The sequence below is a fragment of the Microbacterium sp. EF45047 genome (assembly GCF_028472845.1).
Taxonomy (GTDB): Bacteria; Actinomycetota; Actinomycetes; order Actinomycetales; family Microbacteriaceae; genus Microbacterium; species Microbacterium neungamense.
The window spans coordinates 2,230,085-2,248,221 of sequence record NZ_CP069429.1 but is presented as its reverse complement, the minus strand read 5'-3'; the positions used below and the strand labels follow the sequence as shown (position 1 = coordinate 2,248,221).

Below are 18,137 nucleotides of genomic sequence, written 5' to 3'. Positions count from 1 at the left end.
AGTTATGCCCAAAGAACTGGCGAATGGGAAGCCGACAACGCGTCGCTACTCGAGCGAGGAGAAGGCGGCCGCAGTGCGGATGGTGAGAGCGCTGCGCGCTGAGCTCGGCGTCACGCAAGGGACCGTGCAGCGCGTCGCGACGCAACTCGGCTACGGGGTCGAGTCCGTGCGGACGTGGGTGAGGCAGGCCGACGTCGATGACGGTGTCGCCCCCGGCGTGAGCAGCGCCGAGGGGGTGTGTCAGATTAACGGTGGATCTGGCCTGGCGCATTTCAGTTGATTCGGCCTTCGAAGGTGATCGCGAAGGCGTTGAGTGCGGGCTTCCACCTCGTCGCCCAGCGTGCCCGACCCCTGCCAGTGGGGTCAAGCGACCGAGTCACGAGGTAGAGACACTTCAACGCGGCGGCGTCGTTCGGGAAGTGCCCTCGGGCGCGCACGGCGCGGCGGTAGCGGGCGTTGAGGGACTCGATCGCGTTGGTGCTGCAGATGATGCGGCGGATCTCGACGTCGTAGTCCAGGAACGGGATGAATTCTGCGTTCCGTGCGACGCGACAAGCCGGATGCGTCGCCTGGCGACATCCTCAAGGAGCTCGACAGCCGGTACGTCGCCACCGTCACCATCGCCAGCAGCGGCGTCGGCGCCTCGGCGGCGATTCCCGGCTTCGGCGTCCCGATCGCACTGGGTCTCGGCGTGGCCGACCTGCTCTTCTTCTACGAGACCAGCGCACTCTACGTGCTCGCGGTGGCCGAGCTGCACGGCATCTCCGTGGAGGACCCGGAGCGTGCCAAGCCTCTCGTATTCGGGATGCTGCTCGGGCAGAAGTCGCAGAGCCAGGTCAGCAACCTCGTGCTCTCGGCGTTCGGTGCCGGCGGCGCGGCGCAGGCGCGAACCAAGGCGGCCGGAGCCGTGGGCAAGGTCGTCCCGGGCGGTCGGGGAGAAGTGCTGACCCAGCAGCTTCCGGAATCCGCCCTCGCGCCGCTCACCATCGTGCTCGGCCGTGAGGCGCTCAAGGTGGGCGGCAAGCTCGGCGCGGGAACCATCGGCAAGGCGATCCCGTTCGGCGTCGGCGCCGTGATCGGCGGAGTCGGCAGCTTCACCTTCGGGCGCGATGTCGTCAAGGCGGCGCACGTCGCGTTCCCGGAGACGCCCACGGAGTTCCCCGAATGGCTCCTCGATTACGAGAAGCCGCAGGCCGGGCCGGCCGAGCCCTCCCGCGCCGCTCAGGCGCTCGAGGCCGCCGCCAGCAGCGCGAAGGACTTCGGTGAGAACGTCTGGGGCAAGGTCAGCGAAATCGCGGACGTCTTCCGGCCGATCGACCTCGACGGCGATGGCATCCCGGATGAGGCACGAGCGCTGACCGCCGCGAAGCGCGCCGGCAGCGCGGTCGTGGGCACGGCAAGCAAGACCGCGGAGGCCTTCCGGCACGTGGACCTCGCAGGCGACGGCATCCCTGACGAGGCGCGAGCCGTGACCGCCGTGAAGAACGCGGGAAGCGCGATCGCGGGGTTCGCCGACGGCGCCCGAGGCAAGGCGGCATCGTTGTTCTCCGGTCGACGGAAGCCGACGACCGACGCCGAGAGCGGCGAGGAGCAGCCCACGGCGCAGTGACCAGGCTCTGAATCAACACGGAGCAGCCCAAGCGGCCCCCGTGCGCGGACGATGCGCGGGGGCCGCTTCGCGCGTCTCGGAAGAACTCAGACCCCACCCTTGGCAGCCCCACGCCCCTCATGTAACATCTGTTACACCCATTCGCAGATCAGCCCCCTCCGCACGATCTGATACACACTTGCCCCGGTGTCGATGCCGACGCCACACGAAAGGTCCCCCGACGATGACGTCAACGACGCACACCCCGCGCGACCTCGCGCACGACACCGGCGCGGCACCGCGCAAGACACTCCGGCTCTGGGAGGTCGTCGCGATCTCCGTCGGCTTCATGGGGCCGGTGATGGCGATGTCGCTGAACGGCATCGGCGTGGCCGGCCTCGTCGGGGCATCCGTGCCCTTCACGTTCATCGTCTCGTTCCTCGGCACGATGCTCGTGGCCTACGCGTTCATCCGGCTCACCCGCTACATCACCCACGCCGGCTCCGTATACGCGCTCGCCGGATCCACGCTCGGCCCGCGCGCCGGCTTCTTCGGCGGATTCGCCCTCCTCGGCACCTACCTGTTCTTCGCGGCCTGCATCGCCGGCGCCTGCGCCGTGTTCTTCGAGGCCATGATGGTCGAGCTGGGGGTCACCCTTCCTGCCTGGAGCTGGGTGCTCGTGCCGGTCGTCGTCGCCGTCTTCACTCTCCTCCTCAACGTGCGCGAATCCACGGTCACCGCGCGCACGCTGCTGGGCATCGGCTTCCTCGGGATCGCCGCCATGGTCATCCTCTCCGTCGTGATCATCGTCCGCGTCGCGACCGGCGACGCCCCGGTGTCCACCGGCGTCGACCTCTCCGTGCTGCTGCCCGGCGACGCGCCGATCAGCGCGGTGATGACCGCCGCCGTCTTCGGCTTCCTGTCCTGGGCGGGCTTCGAGTCCGGCACGTCGCTCGGCGAGGAGACCCGCAACCCGAAGCGCGTCGTGCCGATCGCGCTGCTGCTCGCGGTCGTCCTCGCCGGCCTCATCTACATCCTCGTGATGTTCGCGCAGACTATCGGCTTCGGCACCGACGCGGAGGGCATCGCGGCCTTCGCCGGCGCATCCTCCACCCTGACCACCCTCGCCTCCACCTACATCGGCCAGTGGTTCGCCGTGCTCATCGCCGTCTTCGCGTTCCTCGTCGCCTTCGCCTCGCTGCTCAGCTCCACCGCCGCGGCATCCCGCCTGCTCTTCGCCCTCGCCCGCGACGGCTTCGGCCCGCGCGCCTTCGCCGCCACCAGCGCGAAGACCGGCGTCCCGGTGAACAGCACCGTGTTCGTCGTGATCCTCACCGTCGTCCTCGCCGTCGGCTTCGGCCTGCTCGGCGCCACCTCGGTCGATGTGTACTACTGGTTCGCGACGATCGCCACGCTCTGCATGGTCGTCGCCTACGGCATGACCTCGGTCGGCGTCATCCGGCACACCTTCTCCCGCGGATCCACCATCCCGAAGTGGGAGGCGATCATCCCGGTGCTGGGCCTGGCCTTCCTCGTCTACGTGTACGTGATCCAGATCGCCGGACAGCAGCCGCCGTACACCTACTTCCCGTGGATCGCCGGCGCGTGGTGCCTCATCGGCCTCGTGATCGTGCTCGCCAAACCCGCCCTCGCGGACCGCATCGGATCCCGCCTCAGCACGGAGGACCTCGACTGATGAGCCTCATCGACCAGCCCCTCAGCCGCCCCGCCCAGGCGCCGACCGGAACGGATGCCATGCAGACGCCGCCCACCCCCGACGTCGACGAACTGATCTTCATCGCCACCACCGACATCGCCGCCCGTACGAAGGGCCGCTCCATGCGGCTGGCGGATTTCGACGAGCGCACGTCCCTCGGGTGGGTGCCGGCGAACCTCGGCATCGGCTCGCTCGGCCACATCGTCGACGACATCCCCTACGGCTCCACCGGCGACCTCCGCCTGCGGCCCGACCTCTCCTCGCTCGCCCGCGTCGACGGGATCCCCGGCCGCCCGCCGCTGAACATCGTCTTCGCCGACCTCGTCAACACGGACGGCACACCGTGGGAGAGCTGCCCGCGAACCTTCCTGCGCGACGCCGTCGACCAGCTGCGCACCGAGTTCGGGATCACCACCCGCTGCTCCTTCGAGCACGAGTTCGTCGACGTCAGCGCGAAGGGCGACCACCACCCGTTCTCGCTGCAGGCCTTCCGCCGCGCCGAACCGATCGGCTCGCGGCTGATGACCGTGCTCAACCGCGCCGGACTCGAGCCGGAGACGTGGCTGCCCGAGTACGGACGGCACCAGTACGAGATCACGGTCGCACCGTCCGACCCGGTCACCGCCGCCGACCGTGCGATCCTCGTCCGCGACATCGTCTACGACATCTTCGATGCGCACGGCCGGGAGGCCTCCTTCGCCCCCGTCGTCTCGCCCGGCGAGACCGGCAACGGCGTGCACGTCCACTTCGGCCTGGACGACGCCGACGGCGAGACGCTCGTCTTCGACGCCGACCGCCCCGGCCGGCTCTCCCCGCTCGCCGGCAGCTTCGCCGCCGGCATCGTGAAGCACGGTCCGGCCATGGCGGCGCTGTTCGCACCGCTCGCGACGAGCTACCTGCGCCTGGCCCCGCACAACTGGTCCACGGCGCGCGCGTTCCTCGGCCTGCAGAACCGCGAGGCGCTGCTGCGGATCTGCCCCACCAACGAGATCGACGGCCGCGACCCGCGCCGTCAGCTGCACTTCGAATTCCGCGGCGGCGACATCGGCGCGAACCCGTGGATCCTGCTCGGACTCATCCTGCGGGCCGGCATGCAGGGGCTGCGTGAGGGGCTGGAGACGCCGGAGATCGTCGACGGCGAGCTCGACCTCGACGGACGTCACGCCCACCTGCCGAAGCTCCCCCGCAGCCTCGAGGAGGCGCTCACGGTGCTGAAGGAGGACGAGGTGGTGTCGGGCTGGTTCTCGCCGGCGTTCCTGGCGACCTACGAGGCCATCAAGCGCGACGAGTTCGCCTCGGTGCAGGCGCGCTCGCTCGCCGAGCAGTGCGAGGTGTACGCCCGTGTCTACTGAGCCCGCAGAGCCCGGCGCCACGGAGAGCCTCGCCACTGAACGCCTCGTCACGGCATCCGACGTCCCCCTGCTCGACCATCACTGCCACGGTGTCACCACCGCCGATCTCGACCGTGCGGCCTTCGAGGCGATGATCACCGAGTCGGACTGGGACGCCCCCGACGGGACCACGCACTTCGACAGCCAGGTCGGTTTCGCCATCCGTCGCCACTGCGCGCCGGTGCTGGGGCTGCCGCCGTTCGCCACACCGGAGGAGTACCTGCAGCGGCGCCGCGAGCTCGGCGGGGCCGAGGCGAGCCGCCGGCTGCTGCGCGCCACCGGGATCAGCGACTACGTCATCGAGACCGGGCACCGCGGCGACGAGATCCTCGACCCGGAGGGGATGGCGGATGCCGGCGCCGCGCGCGCCTTCGAAGTGGTCCGCCTGGAGCGGATCGCCGAGGAGCTCGTGCTGGACGGATGCGACGCCGCGGCTTTCCGCACCGCCTACGAGCGGATGCTGGACGAGCGCCTGCAGCACGCGATCGGCGTGAAGTCGATCGCGGCGTACCGGATCGGCCTCGATTTCGCCCCGGAGCGCCCGGACGCCGACGAGGTCGACACCGCCGTCGCCACCTGGCTCGAGCGGATCGCGGCGGGCGCCCCGGTCCGGCTCGACGACCCCGTGATCATCCGCCACCTGCTGTGGACCGCGGTCGACCGCGCGAGCGCCATCCAGTTCCACATCGGGTACGGGGATGCGGATGTGGATCTGCACCGCTGCAGCCCGCTGCTGCTCACCCAGTTCCTGCGGCTCACCCGCGAGACCGGCGCGCGCGTGATGCTGCTGCACTGCTACCCGTTCCACCGCGAGGCCGGCTACCTGGCGCAGGTGTTCCCGCACGTGTACTTCGACGTCGGGCTGGCCATCAACTACACCGGCTCGCGCTCGGAGGAGGTCATCGCCGAGACGCTGGAGCTCGCGCCGTTCCACAAGATCCTCTTCTCGACGGATGCCTTCGGCGTGGCCGAGCTGTACCACCTCGGCGCCCTGCTGTTCCGCCGCGGCCTCGAGGGGGCGCTGGAGACCTTCGCCGAACGGGACGGTTGGCCCCCGGCCGAACGCTCCCGCATCACCGAGCTGATCGCCTGGCGCAACGCCCGGCGGGCGTACCGCCTCGACGGCGCCGGAGCGTCCGCGTGAGCCCGACGATCACCCGCCTCACCGACCTGGCGGCGCGATGGGACGCCGCGCTCGAGCGCGAACTGGCCCCCGCCACACGCCTGCGGCAGGAGCTGCACGCCGATCCCTGTGTGTCGGGCCACGAGCATCCCGCCACCGAGCGCCTGTTGCACGAGCTGCGCGATGTCGCGGTGTTCGACGCCGTGGCGGATGCCGGGGCCGTGGCCCGGATCGGCCCCGCAGAGGGGGCCTCGATCGCGCTGCGCGCGGAACTCGACGCCCTGCCGGTGACCGAGCGCACCGGCGCCCCCTTCGCCGCCACCAACGGCGCCATGCACGCCTGCGGGCACGACGTGCACCAGGCGGCGCTGGTCGCGCTGCTGCGCGCCGCCGACGGCCTCGACCTGCCGGTCGGGCTCGTCGCCCTGCTGCAGCCCCGCGAGGAGAGCTACCCCTCTGGCGCGCTGGACGTCGTCGACGCCGGGGTCCTCGACCGGTTCTCGGTGGCGCACGTGATCGGTGCGCACGTGCATCCGGGCGTTCCCGTGGGCGCCGTGGCATCCGGCGGCGGCTTCATCAACGCTGCCGCGGACGAGATCGAGATCCGCGTGCACGGGCGCGGCGGCCACGCCGCCTACCCGCACGAGGCGAACGACGCCGTCTCGGCGATCGCGCAGATCGCCCTGGGCATCCCGGAGATGGTGCGCCGCTCGGTGAGCCCGCTGCGCCCGGCGATCATCAGCATCGGCACGCTCACCGCGGGGGAGGGGGCGGCCAACGTCCTCCCGGCGGAGGCGCGCATCTTCGCGACCATGCGCACCACCGACCCCGCCGACCGCGCCGTGCTCTTCGCCGCCGTGCAGGACATGGCGCAGCGGACCGCCGAGGCGTACGGCACCAGCGCCGTGGTGCGCCGCATCGAGGGTGAGCCCGCGCTCATCAACGACGCCACGCTGGCGGCGAGCGCCGACGACTGGCTGACCCGGCTCGGAGTCGACGGCGCCGAGCCGATGCGCTCCCTGGGCGCGGACGACTTCTCCTACTACTGCGACGCCGTGCCGTCGCTGATGCTCTTCGCCGGCGTGGCCACCGCGGGCAAGGGACCGCAGCCGGGTCTGCACCACCCCCGGTTCCTTCCCGGTGACGACGCGATCGCCACCGTGGCGCGGGCGCTCATGGCGGGCTACCTCGCCGCGGCCGAACGGGTCCTCGGCATCGAGCACCACCGCAGCGAGTCGGCGGCCCGCCCGGCGGGGGATTCGGAGGTGTGACCGGCGGCTCGGGCAGCTGACGTCAGTCCCGCGCCGAGACGCGCAGATCCTGCTCAGTCCCGCGCCGAGGCGCGCAGGTCTTCCATCGTCTCCACGCGCCGGCGACCCGTCTCGCCGAGCCGGTCGGTGACGCCAGCGACCACCGTCTCGAGCACGGCCATGGCCGGCACCAGCGAGTCGAACGGCGAGGGCGAGTCCACGTTGGCCGGGAGCACCGTCGTCGCGGCATCCGCGGCGGGCGAGAGCCAGCGGTCGGTGAACAGCACCAGTTCGGCCCCGCGCCGGGCCGCCCGTTGAGCGAACCGGACGATCCCGGGGTCGTAGCGCCGGTAGTCGAACGCCACCAGGACGTCGCCCCGGCGGGTGTCGGGGATCGCCGCGAGACGGTCGAACTCGTCGCGGCCGATGACCTGGACGTCCGGGCGCAGCAGCATCAGGTGCGCCCCGAGGTACTCGGCCAGGAGGTGGCTGAACCGCCCTCCGATCAGCCGGATGCGGTGACGGTTGTCGGCGAGGAGAGCGACCGTCCGCTCGAACTCGCTCGCGGGCAGCTCGCCGATCGTGGCGGAGATGCTGGCCGCGAACACGCGCGCCGCGCGAGCGAGGTCGCCGTCGCCGGAGAGCAGATCGTCGCGCCCGTACTGCTCGAGCGGGGACCCGAGCCGCTCGTGCACCTCGCGCACCAGCCGCTTCTGGAACGCCGGGAACCCGCTGAAGCCGAGACGGCTCACGAACCGGACGACGGTGGGCGCGCTCACGTTCGCGCGTTCGGCGAGCTCCGCCACCGTGCCGAGCCCGGCCAGCGGATAGTTCGCGAGGATGGCCCGCCCCACCTTGCGCTCGCCGGCGCTGAGCGTGTCCAGCGAGGCGCGGACCAGGTCGCTGAGCGGCCGTCCCGTCGCCCCGTCCGCGTCGTCCGTCTGCTCCGTCATCGTGCCCCGCCCCTCGAAGTGAAACATACGTTACACGCGCCGGCGCCCGGCGCGTGTGCCGCCGGGGTCCCCGCCGGCGACGGCGGTGCGGGCGATCAGCTCCACCAGGGCCTCGTCGAGCGTCGGCAGCGTGAGCAGGGCGATCTCCCGCGACAACGGCCGGCGCAGCTCGACGACCGCGACGTCCTCGCCCCGATCGGCCGGGCCCGGCAGCGCCAGCTCGGGGACGAGCGCGATGCCCAGACCCTCCGCGACGTACGCCGCGACCACGCGGTAGTCGTCGCTGCGCGGGCCGACCTCCGGAGCGAATCCCTCGGTCCGCGCCGCTGCGATCAGCGCCCGGTCGCCCGGATCGGCCTCGCTCGTGCCCAGGATCCAGCGATCCTCGCAGAAGTCGCGCAGGCGCCGTGCGCCCGTGCCGGCCAGCGGATGCCCCGCGGGCACGATCAGCGAGAACCGCTCCGTGAACAGCGGGCGGCGCCGCAGCCCGGGAAGCACCGCATGCGGCTCGTCCGCGCGGGCGAAGACCACCGCCGCGTCCAGCGCCAGCCGCTCCAGCAGCTCGGTGAGCTCGTGCATCTCGCCCTCAACGACCTCCGGCCGGTACCCGGCATCCGTCAGCGTGTGCACGAGACCCGGCAGCAGCCGCGCCGCGGCGGTGGGGAAGATGCCCAGCCGCAGGCGCCGCCGCCCGTCGGCGAGCGCGGTCGCCACCTCGGCCCGTGCCCGGTCGGCGCGATCGAGGATCGCGACGGCGTGCGGCAGCCACAGCCGTCCGGCGGGGGTGAGCCGGGTGCCGGCGCGCGAGCTGGCGACGACCGGCGCTCCGGTCACGCGCTCCAGCCCGCGCAGGTGGTGGGCGACGGTGGGCTGGCTCCAGTCGAGGGCATCCGCCGCGGCGAGCACCGAGCCGTGCTCGGCGACGGCACGAAGGGCGATCAGCTGACGAAGATCGAGCACCGGGCATCCGTTCAATACAAGGTATGGATAACTGAAGAGTACTCGCTATTCCGTATTCATCTCAGGTCGGCGAGGCTCGAAGCATGACCTCCGCCTCCCTGCTCGCCCCCGCCGGCGACCGGACCGAATCGGGCACCTCATCCACCCCGTACGCCGATGCGCTGGCCCGCTACGCCGCCCGCGACACGGTGCGGCTGAACGTGCCCGGCCACTCCGCCGACCCGGAGGCCGTGCCGCAGGTCGCCGAGTACTTCGGGCGCGACGTGCTGCTCAAGGACGTGCCGCCGCTGCTGGCCGGGCTCGACAAGGGCGAGGGCAACCCGCTGGCGCAGTCGCTGCGCCTGGCCGCCGAGGCCTTCGGCGCCCGTCGCACCTGGTTCCTCACCAACGGCGCCTCGCAGGCCAACCGCATCGCCGCGCTCGCCCTCGCCGGCTTCCGCGCGCAGACCGCGCCGGTCGTCGTCCAGCGCAGCGCCCACTCCTCCTTCTCCGACGGGATCATCCTCGGCGGGCTGTCCCCGCGCTTCGTGCAGCCCTCCATCGACGGCTGGTTCGGGATCAACCACGGCGTCTCCCCGGCGTCGCTGCGCGAGGCGCTCGGACGGCTCGAGGAGCACGAGCGGCCCAAGGGCGTGTACGTGATCTCGCCCAGCTACTTCGGCGCCGTCGCCGACATCGCCGGGCTCGCCGAGGTCGCGCACGAGGCCGGCGCGCCGCTCATCGTCGACGCCGCCTGGGGCGCGCACTTCGGCTTCCACGAGGACGTGCCCGAGAACCCGCTCCGCCTCGGCGCCGACCTCGTCGTCTCCAGCACCCACAAGCTGGGCGGCAGCCTCACCCAGTCCGCCATGCTGCACCTGGGCGACGGCCCCTTCGCCGACGAGCTGGAGCCGCTCGTCGAGCGGGCGTTCCGCCTCGAGCAGTCCACCAGCGAGAGCTCGCTGCTGCTGGCATCCCTCGACCTCGCCCGCGACGCCCTGCAGACCGGCCGCGACCGGATCGGCGCGGCCATCGCCGCCGCCGACGAGCTGCGCGACCGCATCCGTCGCGGCCGGCGCTTCCGCATCGTGAGCGACACCTTCGACCGGTTCGACGACATCGTCGCCGCCGACCCGCTGCGCGTCTCCATCGACGTGGCCAGCGGCGGCGTGCACGGCCCGACCGCGCGCGAGCTGCTCATGGAGCAGGACGGCGTGTACTTCGAGATCGCCACCGAGACCTGCCTGGTCGCCGTCGTGGCGCCCGGCGTCGTCCCCGACGTGGCACGCGTGGTGGACGCCCTGCACGCGCTCCCCGTCGACGCGGATGCCGCCGCCGACGTCGACGCGATCGAGGCCGCGACCGTGCTGCCCGAGCCCGGTCCGCTCGCGATGCTCCCGCGCGACGCCTTCCTCCGCTCCGCCGAGACGGTGGACGCCGCGGATGCCGTGGGCCGGGTCTCCGCCGCCGCGCTCGCCGCCTACCCGCCGGGCATCCCGAACGTGCTGCCGGGCGAGGTCATCACCGAGGACGTGGTGCGCTTCCTGCAGCGCGTCGCGGCGACTCCCGGCGGCTACGTGCGCGGCGCCGCCGACCCGACGCTGGCGACCCTGTCGGTCGTGCGCTGACGGGGGCCCTCGTCAAGCGGGTCCGCCCTCGGTATGCCCAGGGCGAACACGGGCATCCGTCCCTCGCGCGCTCGTTACTCTCGATGTACAGGTCACGGTGGGAGCCGTGCACCAGGCGCGATGCCAAGGAGTCACAGCAATGTTCGAGAGATTCACGGACCGAGCCCGTCGAGTGGTCGTCCTCGCCCAGGAAGAGGCGAAGATGCTCAACCACAACTACATCGGGACCGAGCACATCCTGCTCGGCCTGATCCACGAGGGTGAGGGCGTCGCCGCGAAGGCGCTCGAAAGCCTCGGCATCTCCCTCGACGCCGTGCGCGAGCAGGTGCAGGACATCATCGGCCAGGGTCAGCAGCAGCCGACCGGGCACATCCCGTTCACGCCGCGCGCCAAGAAGGTGCTCGAGCTGAGCCTGCGCGAGGCGCTGCAGCTGGGCCACAACTACATCGGCACCGAGCACATCCTGCTCGGCCTGATCCGCGAGGGCGAGGGCGTCGCCGCCCAGGTGCTCGTGAAGCTCGGCGCCGACCTGAACAAGGTGCGTCAGCAGGTCATCCAGCTGCTCTCCGGGGCCCCGGGCCGCGAGCCCGCCGCCGTCGGCGCGACCACGCACGAGAACCAGCAGTCCGCCCAGGGCGGCTCGCAGGTGCTCGACCAGTTCGGCCGCAACCTCACCCAGGCCGCGCGCGAGAACAAGCTCGACCCGGTGATCGGGCGCGAGAAGGAGATCGAGCGGGTCATGCAGATCCTCTCCCGCCGCTCCAAGAACAACCCGGTCCTCATCGGCGAGCCCGGCGTCGGCAAGACCGCCGTCGTCGAGGGCCTCGCGCAGGCGATCGTCAAGGGGGACGTGCCCGAGACGCTGAAGGACAAGCAGCTGTACTCGCTCGACCTCGGTTCGCTCATCGCCGGCTCCCGCTACCGCGGCGACTTCGAGGAGCGCCTGAAGAAGGTCACCAAGGAGATCCGCACCCGCGGCGACATCATCGTCTTCATCGACGAGATCCACACCCTCGTCGGCGCCGGTGCCGCCGAGGGCGCAATCGACGCCGCCAGCATCCTCAAGCCGCTCCTGGCGCGCGGCGAGCTGCAGACGATCGGCGCGACCACCCTCGACGAGTACCGCAAGTACTTCGAGAAGGATGCCGCGCTGGAGCGTCGCTTCCAGCCCATCCAGGTGAACGAGCCGAGCCTGCCGCACGCGATCAACATCCTGAAGGGGCTGCGCGACCGCTACGAGGCGCACCACAAGGTGCAGATCACCGACGGCGCGATCGTCGCGGCGGCGAACCTCGCCGACCGCTACGTCAGCGACCGGTTCCTCCCGGACAAGGCCATCGACCTGATCGACGAGGCCGGTGCCCGGCTGCGGCTGAGCATCCTCTCCTCCCCGCCGGAGCTGCGCGAGTTCGACGAGAAGATCGCGAAGGTCCGCGAGGAGAAGGAGGCGGCCAGCGAGGAGCAGGACTTCGAGAAGGCCGCGGCGCTCCGCGACCAGGAGAAGGAGCTGCTCGGCGAGCGTCTGCGCCTGGAGAAGCAGTGGCGCAGCGGCGACGTGGCGACCTCCGCGGTCGTCGACGAGGGCCTGATCGCCGAGGTGCTCGCGCAGGCCACCGGCATCCCGGTGTTCAAGCTCACCGAGGAGGAGTCCAGCCGTCTCGTCTTCATGGAGAAGGCGCTGCACCAGCGCGTCATCGGCCAGGACGAGGCCATCGCGGCGCTGTCCCGCACGATCCGCCGTCAGCGCGCGGGTCTGAAGGACCCCAAGCGCCCGTCGGGCTCGTTCATCTTCGCCGGCCCCACCGGCGTCGGCAAGACCGAGCTCGCCAAGGCGCTCGCCGAGTTCCTCTTCGACGACGAGGCCGCGCTGATCTCCCTCGACATGAGCGAGTTCGGCGAGAAGCACACCGTCTCGCGGCTGTTCGGCGCCCCTCCCGGATTCGTCGGCTTCGAGGAGGGCGGGCAGCTCACCGAGAAGGTGCGTCGCAAGCCGTTCTCCGTCGTGCTGTTCGATGAGATCGAGAAGGCGCACCCGGACATCTTCAACTCGCTGCTGCAGATCCTCGAGGAGGGCCGTCTCACCGATGGCCAGGGCCGCGTGGTCGACTTCAAGAACACCGTGATCATCATGACGACCAACCTCGGCTCGTCGGCGATCGCCGGTGGCCCGGTCGGCTTCCAGATCGAGGGCAACACGCAGACGACCTACGAGCGGATGAAGGGCAAGGTGGACGAGGAGCTGAAGCGGCACTTCAAGCCCGAGTTCCTGAACCGCGTGGACGACATCATCGTGTTCCCGCAGCTGAACAAGGACGAGCTGCGCCAGATCGTGGGCCTGTTCACCAAGCAGCTGGGTGAGCGCCTGCTCGACCGGGACATGACGGTGGAGCTGACGGATGCCGCGAAGGACAAGCTCATCGAGATCGGCTTCGACCCCGCCCTCGGCGCCCGGCCGCTGCGCCGCGCCATGCAGCGCGAGGTGGAGGACCAGCTCTCCGAGCGGATCCTGCACGGCCAGCTCAACGCCGGCGACCACGTGAAGGTCGACGTCGCGGACGGCAAGTTCGTCTTCGTGAACACCCCGCGCGGGCAGAAGGTCTCGGTCGGCGTGAACACCGGCGGCGGCATCTCCGCCACGCCCGACCTCGCCGCCGGCTGAGGTCGCGTCGAGTCCAGATCGCGTGAAGAAGCGGATGTCGTGCGCCACGGCATCCGCTTCTTCGCGTCCTAGGCTTGATCGTGTGAGCGACCTCCTCGTCCGGCCGGCCCGCAGCACCGACATCCTGCCCATCCACCGCATGCTGGAGCCGCTCGTCGAGCAGCGCATCCTGCTGGGCAAGGATCTCGCCGTGCTGTACGGCGCGGTGCAGGAGTTCGTCGTCGCCGAGGCCGACGGCGAGCTGATCGGATGCGGGGCGCTGCACGTGATCTGGGAGGACCTCGGCGAGGTCCGCACCCTCCTGGTGCGCGACGAATGGCTGCACCACGGTGTGGGCAAGGCGATCGTGGAGCGGCTGGAGCAGAACGCCCGCGCCCTCGGACTCACCCGCCTGTTCTGCCTGACCTTCGAGGTGGACTTCTTCACCCGCCGCGGTTTCGAGCCCATCGGCGAGCAGATCGTCGACGCCGACGTGTACTCGCAGCTGCTGCGCAGCGGCGACCCCGGCGTCGAGGAGTTCCTCGACCTCGCGCACGTCAAGCCGAACACGCTCGGCAACACCCGGATGCTCAAGCGCCTCTAACCTGGAAGCATGCCCCGTCACTCCGCCGCCGTCTACCGTCGCCGGCGACTGGCGGTCCTCTCGCTGCTGCTGGTGCTGATCCTGGCGATCGGCGGGGGAGTGTGGCTCGCCCTCGCCCAGCCGTGGAATGCGCCCGCGCCCTCGGCCTCGTCGCCGGCGCCCGAGGCGGAGCCCACCGCGTCGTCGCCGTCGCCGTCCCCGACATCCCCCGCGCCCTCGGCCTCCCCCGAGCCGTCGGCCTCCGCCGAGCTCGTCGCGTGCACCGCCAAGCATGTGAGCGTCGAGGCGGTGACGGATGCCGAGACCTACCCCGCCGACGCGCTGCCGCAGCTGTCGATCCGCCTCACCAACATCAGCGACACCGATTGCGCGATCAACGTCGGCTCGGCCACGCAGACCTTCGAGATCTCCAGCGGCTCGGACGTGTGGTGGCGGTCGACGGACTGCCAGCAGAACCCGAGCGACATGATCGTCACCCTGGCGGCCGGACAGTCGGTCACCAGCAGCGAGCCGGTGGTGTGGGACCGCACCCGCTCCTCGGTGGACACCTGCGACGAGCCGAACCGTCCGCGCGCACCAGGGGGCGGCGCCTCGTATCACGTGAGCGTGTCGATCGGCGGCTTCGAGAGCATCACGTCTCGGCAGTTCCTGCTGTACTGATCCGGTTGCGCCGATGCGGCTGACACAACCGGAATGTTGGGATACCATTAATGAGTTTCTCCGATAGCGCGGCCAAGCCATCCCCAGTGGTGTCGTACAGCGTCCCCAGCGCTTCGACAATCGCCGCCTGAGAACCGGAGGGCCCTCTCGAGTACCCCAGTCCCCGATGGAGGACTCGAGAGGGCCCCAACTCTTCCCCCGCCGCCGGGGGATTCCCCCGCCGCCGCGCGCTTAGGCTGGAGGCATGGCGAAGAAGAGGGCAGGCGGGAAGAAGCGACCCGCCCCGGAGGACTTCCGCTCCGAGGCCCTGGCGCAGGCCCTCGAGAAGCAGGACATGGCCGCCGTCGCGCTGGCCCTGCGCAACGGCATCACCGTCGTCCCCCTGATCAAGCCCGGAGCGCGCGACAACCCGCTCGACGGCGGAGAGGTGTGGACCTATCGCGACCCGAACACCGGCGATGTCGCGCTGCTGCTCTTCAGCGACGCGAAGAACAAGCCGGCGAACCTGCCGCCCGGGGTCGGGATCTACTCGCCGGCCTGGCTGCGCTCGTTCCTCAGCACCCACCGCGACACCATCACGACGGTGTTCCTGGACATCGCCGGCCCGCATCCGATGCAGGCGTCGCCGGAGGAGCTGCTGAAGGCGCTGGACGCCTGAGCGCCACCGCGCCTCAGAACGCCGGGATCTCCTCCTCGAGCCGCCGCGTCCTCGACCGCGCCCGCACGTCGTTCAGGGCCGACCGCAGCGTCCCCGACCGGTCGTCGACGACCTGACGGTACCCGAGGCGGGCGGCCTCGCTGCGCCGCTGCGCGGCCTGCGTCACCGGCCGGATCTCGCCGGCCAGGGAGAGCTCGCCCACGGCGGCGATCGTGCGCGGCACGGACACCTGCCGGATCGACCCGGCCACCGCGACAGCGATCGCGAGATCCGCCGCCGGCTCGGTGAACCGCACCCCGCCCACGGTCGACACGTACACGTCGAGCTTCGAGGTCTGGATGCCGGCCCGCTTCTCCAGGATTGCGAGCACCATCGCCACCCGCGACGCGTCCAGGCCGTGCACCACCCGGCGCGGATTCGGCGTCGACGCCTCGATCGTCAGCGCCTGCACCTCCACGGGCAGCGCTCGCCGGCCCTCCAGCGCGATCGCGACGCACGTGCCCGGCTCGGCGGCTCCCTGCGACAGGAACAGGCCGCTGGGATCGGGCACCTCGGCGATGCCGGTGCCGGTCATCTCGAAGCACCCGACCTCATCGGTCGGGCCGAAGCGATTCTTCAGCGCGCGGATGAACCGCAGCGAGGTCTGCCGGTCGCCCTCGAAATGGCACACCACGTCCACGAGGTGCTCCAGCACGCGCGGGCCGGCGACCTGCCCGTCCTTCGTGACGTGGCCGACGATCACGATCGGCAGGTCGCGCTCCTTCGCCACCCGGATCAGGGTCGCGGCGACCTCGCGCACCTGGCTCGGCTGGCCGGCCGCGCCGTCCACCAGCGACGACGCCACGGTCTGCACGGAGTCGACGATGACCAGCTCCGGTCGCACCTCGTCGATGTGGCCGAGGATCGTGGCGAGGTCGGTCTCGCTGGCGAGGTACAGCTCGTCGTGCAGCGCCCCGGTCCGCTCGGCGCGCAGGCGGACCTGCGCGGGCGACTCCTCGGCGCTCGCGTACAGCACGCGCCGCCCGGACCGCGCCGCCTGCGCCGCCACCTCCAGCAGCAGCGTCGACTTGCCGACCCCCGGCTCACCGCTGAGCAGGATCGCCGCGCCCGGCACGATGCCGCCGCCGAGCACGCGATCGAACTCGCCCACGCCGCTGGTGCGCCGCGGCGCCTCGGAGGTGCTGATCCGCGTGATCGGCCGGGCCGCGCGCTCCACGCTCGGGGTCAGCGGCGCGATCTGCCGGACGATGCCGGTCGGCGCGGACTGCTCCTGCACGGTGCCCCACTGCTGGCACTCGCCGCACCGGCCGACCCACTTCGCCGTCGTCCAGCCGCACTCGGAGCAGGCGAAGCCGGGCGGTGCGGGTCGACGGGTGGCCATGCCCTCACCCTAACCGCCGCCCCCGACACCGCCGGCCATCATCATGCGCGCAGGCTATGGAGGGGATCCGGGATTTCGATCATCACCGGGGGTCTTCCGCACCCATCCGCTGGGAGGATGGAGGCGAAGGCACGGCGTGCAGCGTCGCACTCCCGCATCCGAGAGGAGACGCACATGGAATGGCTGGATCCGCTGGTCCTGTCCCGCTGGCAGTTCGGGCTGACCACCATCTACCACTACCTGTTCGTGCCGCTCACGATCGGCATGGCCAGCGCCGCCGCCGTCTTCCAGACCGCCTGGGTGCGCACCGGCAGGATCCACTACCTGCACCTGACCCGCTTCTTCGGCAAGATCTTCCTGATCAACTTCGCGATGGGCGTGGTCACCGGCATCGTGCAGGAGTTCCAGTTCGGCATGAACTGGTCGGACTACTCCCGCTTCGTCGGCGACGTGTTCGGCGCGCCGCTCGCCTTCGAGGGTCTGCTGGCCTTCTTCTTCGAGGCCACCTTCATCGGCCTGTGGATCTTCGGCTGGGACCGGCTGCCGCAGAAGCTGCACCTGGCGACCATCTGGTGCGTCTCGATCGGCAGCATCCTCTCCGCCTACTTCATCATCGCGGCCAACGCGTTCATGCAGAACCCGGTCGGCTACACGTACAACCCCGAGACGAACCGCGCCGAGCTGACCGACTTCTGGGCGCTGCTGACCAACCCGGTCGCGCTCGCCGCGTTCCCGCACACGATCTTCGGGGCGTTCATGTTCGCCGCCGGGGTGATCATCTCCGTCTCGGCCTGGCACCTCGCCCGCGGGCAGCACACCGAGACGCTGCGGCCGGCGCTGCGGTTCGGGCTGTGGAGCATGATCGTCTGCGCAGCCGGCGTCGCCCTCACCGGCGATCAGCTGGGCCTGGCGATGTACGCCACGCAGCCGATGAAGATGGCCGCCGCCGAGGCGACGTTCAACACGGTATGCGGGAAGGACGCCGCGTTCAGCCTGTTCACGCTGGGCACCCCGGACGGGAAGACCGACCTGTTCAGCATCCGCGTCCCCTACCTGCTCTCGGTGCTGTCGAACCACAGCCTCGACGGCTGCGTGCACGGCATCAACGACCTCAACGCCGAGTACGCCGAGCGCTTCGCAGACACCGGGCTGAGCGATTTCACCCCGGTGCTGTGGATCACCTACTGGGCGTTCCGCTGGATGATCGGCCTCGGCATGCTGCACGCCTTCATCGCCCTCGTCGGGCTGTGGGTGACCCGGAAGGGGGCGAAGAGCGCCCCGGCGCCGTGGATGTGGAAGGCCGCGATCTGGTCGTTCCCGCTCGCGCTGGGCGCGAACATCGTCGGCTGGGTGTTCACCGAGATGGGCCGGCAGCCGTGGATCGTGTTCAGCCTGATGACGACGCGCGACGGCGTCTCGCCGGGGGTCTCCGGACTCGAGGTGCTGATCTCGCTCGTGGCCTTCACCGCGATCTACGCCGCGCTCGCCGTGGTCGAGGTGCGCCTCATCGTCCGCGCCGCCCAGAAGGGGCCGGACACCGCCGAGCAGCCCGCCGAGGCGACGGCCCAGCTGCCGTCGGCCGTGTACTGAGTCGTCCGGGAAGGGAA

At 71.0% G+C, this 18,137-nt stretch carries 14 protein-coding genes and 2 pseudogenes; 12 read left to right on the top strand and 4 right to left on the bottom strand.

From position 1 onward, the window contains the following. Positions 1-4: 4 nt before the first annotated feature. A pseudogene (locus JRG78_RS11035) lies at positions 5-232 on the top strand (IS3 family transposase); the annotation flags it as partial. A gap of 40 nt (positions 233-272) precedes the next feature. Here JRG78_RS11035 and JRG78_RS11030 read toward each other — a convergent pair. Next, positions 273-533 (bottom strand): annotated as a pseudogene (locus JRG78_RS11030) (transposase); the annotation flags it as partial. Between the two features lie 8 nt (positions 534-541). On the opposite strand from JRG78_RS11030, the gene JRG78_RS11025 reads away from it, so the two are divergent. The 5 genes from JRG78_RS11025 (at position 542) to JRG78_RS11005 (ending at position 7,090) form a co-directional block, all read left to right on the top strand. Further along, positions 542-1,609 (top strand): hypothetical protein, encoded by a 1,068-nt coding sequence (locus tag JRG78_RS11025; RefSeq protein WP_259606705.1) that lies wholly within the window; start codon positions 542-544, stop codon positions 1,607-1,609. Positions 1,610-1,832: 223 nt separating this feature from the next. Then, positions 1,833-3,284 carry an APC family permease gene (locus tag JRG78_RS11020; protein ID WP_259606704.1) on the top strand — a complete coding sequence of 484 codons (1,452 nt, stop codon included), beginning with the start codon at positions 1,833-1,835 and terminating at the stop codon, positions 3,282-3,284. Continuing rightward, on the top strand, positions 3,284-4,657 hold the full coding sequence (locus JRG78_RS11015) for a glutamine synthetase family protein (protein ID WP_259606703.1): 1,374 nt from the start codon (positions 3,284-3,286) through the stop codon (positions 4,655-4,657). The genes JRG78_RS11020 and JRG78_RS11015 overlap by 1 nt, the downstream gene beginning before the upstream one ends. Continuing rightward, a complete protein-coding gene (locus JRG78_RS11010) occupies positions 4,647-5,840 on the top strand; it encodes an amidohydrolase family protein (protein WP_259606702.1) in 1,194 nt (397 codons plus the stop codon). Before JRG78_RS11015 ends, JRG78_RS11010 begins: the two co-directional genes overlap by 11 nt. After that, on the top strand, positions 5,837-7,090 hold the full coding sequence (locus tag JRG78_RS11005) for a M20 metallopeptidase family protein (protein WP_259606701.1): 1,254 nt from the start codon (positions 5,837-5,839) through the stop codon (positions 7,088-7,090). Before JRG78_RS11010 ends, JRG78_RS11005 begins: the two co-directional genes overlap by 4 nt. Positions 7,091-7,143: 53 nt before the next feature. On the opposite strand, the gene JRG78_RS11000 is transcribed toward JRG78_RS11005, so the two are convergent. Next, complete coding sequence (locus JRG78_RS11000; RefSeq protein WP_259606700.1) at positions 7,144-8,022, bottom strand: MurR/RpiR family transcriptional regulator; 879 nt, start codon at positions 8,020-8,022, stop codon at positions 7,144-7,146. Between the two features lie 30 nt (positions 8,023-8,052). Beyond that, positions 8,053-8,982 carry a LysR family transcriptional regulator gene (locus tag JRG78_RS10995; protein WP_259606699.1) on the bottom strand — a complete coding sequence of 310 codons (930 nt, stop codon included), beginning with the start codon at positions 8,980-8,982 and terminating at the stop codon, positions 8,053-8,055. Between the two features lie 83 nt (positions 8,983-9,065). On the opposite strand from JRG78_RS10995, the gene JRG78_RS10990 reads away from it, so the two are divergent. From JRG78_RS10990 to JRG78_RS10970, 5 genes are all read left to right on the top strand, one after another. Beyond that, the gene (locus JRG78_RS10990; RefSeq protein ID WP_259606698.1) at positions 9,066-10,589 is read left to right on the top strand and encodes an aminotransferase class I/II-fold pyridoxal phosphate-dependent enzyme; all 1,524 of its coding nucleotides are present in this window, start codon (positions 9,066-9,068) and stop codon (positions 10,587-10,589) included. Between the two features lie 139 nt (positions 10,590-10,728). After that, positions 10,729-13,248 (top strand): ATP-dependent Clp protease ATP-binding subunit, encoded by a 2,520-nt coding sequence (locus JRG78_RS10985; RefSeq protein ID WP_259606697.1) that lies wholly within the window; start codon positions 10,729-10,731, stop codon positions 13,246-13,248. Positions 13,249-13,330: 82 nt separating this feature from the next. Then, the gene (locus JRG78_RS10980; RefSeq protein ID WP_259606696.1) at positions 13,331-13,831 is read left to right on the top strand and encodes an amino-acid N-acetyltransferase; all 501 of its coding nucleotides are present in this window, start codon (positions 13,331-13,333) and stop codon (positions 13,829-13,831) included. Between the two features lie 9 nt (positions 13,832-13,840). Further along, positions 13,841-14,491: a hypothetical protein gene (locus tag JRG78_RS10975; protein WP_259606695.1), complete on the top strand. Its 651-nt coding sequence runs from the start codon at positions 13,841-13,843 to the stop codon at positions 14,489-14,491. Between the two features lie 244 nt (positions 14,492-14,735). Next, positions 14,736-15,149 carry a dehydrogenase gene (locus tag JRG78_RS10970; protein ID WP_259606694.1) on the top strand — a complete coding sequence of 138 codons (414 nt, stop codon included), beginning with the start codon at positions 14,736-14,738 and terminating at the stop codon, positions 15,147-15,149. 13 nt (positions 15,150-15,162) lie between these two features. Here the strand turns inward: JRG78_RS10970 and radA are convergent, their stop codons facing one another. Further along, on the bottom strand, positions 15,163-16,530 hold the full coding sequence (radA, locus tag JRG78_RS10965; RefSeq protein ID WP_259606693.1) for a DNA repair protein RadA: 1,368 nt from the start codon (positions 16,528-16,530) through the stop codon (positions 15,163-15,165). Between the two features lie 174 nt (positions 16,531-16,704). Between radA and JRG78_RS10960 the strand changes: the two genes are divergently transcribed. Next, positions 16,705-18,120 (top strand): cytochrome ubiquinol oxidase subunit I, encoded by a 1,416-nt coding sequence (locus JRG78_RS10960; RefSeq protein ID WP_259606692.1) that lies wholly within the window; start codon positions 16,705-16,707, stop codon positions 18,118-18,120. The last annotated feature ends 17 nt before the right edge of the window (positions 18,121-18,137 follow it).

What these genes read in the sequence shown, in the direction of transcription:
- JRG78_RS11020 (WP_259606704.1), top strand. Translation starts at nt 1,833, where the DNA reads ATGACGTCAACGACGCACACCCCGCGCGACCTCGCGCACGACACCGGC.
- JRG78_RS11015 (WP_259606703.1), top strand. Translation starts at nt 3,284, where the DNA reads ATGAGCCTCATCGACCAGCCCCTCAGCCGCCCCGCCCAGGCGCCGACC.
- JRG78_RS11000 (WP_259606700.1), bottom strand. Translation starts at nt 8,022, where the DNA reads ATGACGGAGCAGACGGACGACGCGGACGGGGCGACGGGACGGCCGCTC.
- JRG78_RS10990 (WP_259606698.1), top strand. Translation starts at nt 9,066, where the DNA reads ATGACCTCCGCCTCCCTGCTCGCCCCCGCCGGCGACCGGACCGAATCG.
- JRG78_RS10985 (WP_259606697.1), top strand. Translation starts at nt 10,729, where the DNA reads ATGTTCGAGAGATTCACGGACCGAGCCCGTCGAGTGGTCGTCCTCGCC.
- JRG78_RS10975 (WP_259606695.1), top strand. Translation starts at nt 13,841, where the DNA reads ATGCCCCGTCACTCCGCCGCCGTCTACCGTCGCCGGCGACTGGCGGTC.
- JRG78_RS10970 (WP_259606694.1), top strand. Translation starts at nt 14,736, where the DNA reads ATGGCGAAGAAGAGGGCAGGCGGGAAGAAGCGACCCGCCCCGGAGGAC.
- radA (WP_259606693.1), bottom strand. Translation starts at nt 16,530, where the DNA reads ATGGCCACCCGTCGACCCGCACCGCCCGGCTTCGCCTGCTCCGAGTGC.
- JRG78_RS10960 (WP_259606692.1), top strand. Translation starts at nt 16,705, where the DNA reads ATGGAATGGCTGGATCCGCTGGTCCTGTCCCGCTGGCAGTTCGGGCTG.